Here is a 1,181-nt window from a genome sequence, read left to right as displayed (position 1 = left end):
GGCTCGTTCTGGTTCCTCGGCGACGACGGCAGCACCGCCTACCTGCCCGAGGGCGGCCCCGCGTTCAGCACCGCCGAGCTGCCCGTGACGGCGGCCGGTGAGCGGACGCAGTTCATGGTCACCCGGGCTGCCGCGCCGGGGGACTTCGCCGCGTACTCGCGCAACGCGGAGGGCGGTTTCCCGGAGGCGGACCTCAGCAGCCGGTGGGGCCTGCCCAGCGCCAGCAGTCAGCCCAACGGCACGCAGCGGCAGCCGCGTTGGGGGTTCACCGCGGCCGGGAGCTACCGGCTGACCATGGAGGCCTCGGTCGAACTCCCGTCCGCCGAACGGCAGATCGACACGGAGACGGTGACCGTCGAGGTGGTCCGGGACGGGGGAGCGAGTCCGGAGCCGGCGCCGACGTCCGGCGCCACGACGAGCCCGCCGCCGACGCCCGCGCCGTCCGGGACCGTCGCGCCGAGCGCCACCGCCTCGCCGACCGGGACGACGACCGTCGAGCCCGCGCCGACGACCACCACGAATCCCCCTCCCCGAACGGGGGTCGGCGGGGCAGCCGTCCTGACGGAGGGTCACATCGACCTGGCCGCACGGCTGGTGGACGGTCGGCTGCGGTTCCGGATCCACGACGGCACGGTGCCCGGGGTGAAGGTCTGGCGGGACCCCGAACAGGTGGTCCTGCACGTGAAGCCCGAAGGCCTGCGCCGGCTTCCCGCCGGACTGGACTTCCTGGGCGCGCCCGGCGAGACCGAGTGGAGGCTGGCCGGCACCCACCAGGAGGGCATGCTCTGGCCGGGCTGGAGCACCGAGACGCTGAAACCCGGCGACATCACCGGCGGCGTCACCGTCACCGCGACCGCCGTCAGCGGCCCCGGTCACCTCGCGCTGTACGACTGCGACCTGTTCTGCCGGACGTACACCGCCGAGTTCGCCGACCGGGACGGCCTGCCGGACTCGATCGAGAAGCCCGTCAACACGCACGCCCACCCGAGCTGGGGCTTCACGCGCGAGGGGGTGTACCGGCTGACGCTCCGGATGAGCGCGACCCTGCCGTCCGGCGAGGTCACCAGCGACACCGCCACCCTGGCGATCGCGGTCGGGAACGTCGACCCGTACGGGGTGGCGCCGGCGGGCGAGCGGGCCGTGCTGGCCGGGCACAGCATGGGCGGGATGACCATCATGGC

At 74.3% G+C, this 1,181-nt stretch carries 1 protein-coding gene; it reads left to right on the top strand.

The window, feature by feature from the left end:
- The coding region (locus ABZW03_RS41070; RefSeq protein WP_355270016.1) for a TIGR03773 family transporter-associated surface protein at nucleotides 1–1,181 on the top strand (1,181 nt) is incomplete at both ends.

Origin of the sequence: Kitasatospora sp. NPDC004799 (assembly GCF_040609095.1) — a bacterium.
Taxonomy (GTDB): Bacteria; Actinomycetota; Actinomycetes; order Streptomycetales; family Streptomycetaceae; genus Kitasatospora.
The sequence above is the reverse complement of the archived record's forward strand: the minus strand, read 5'-3'. Positions and strand labels throughout refer to the sequence as shown.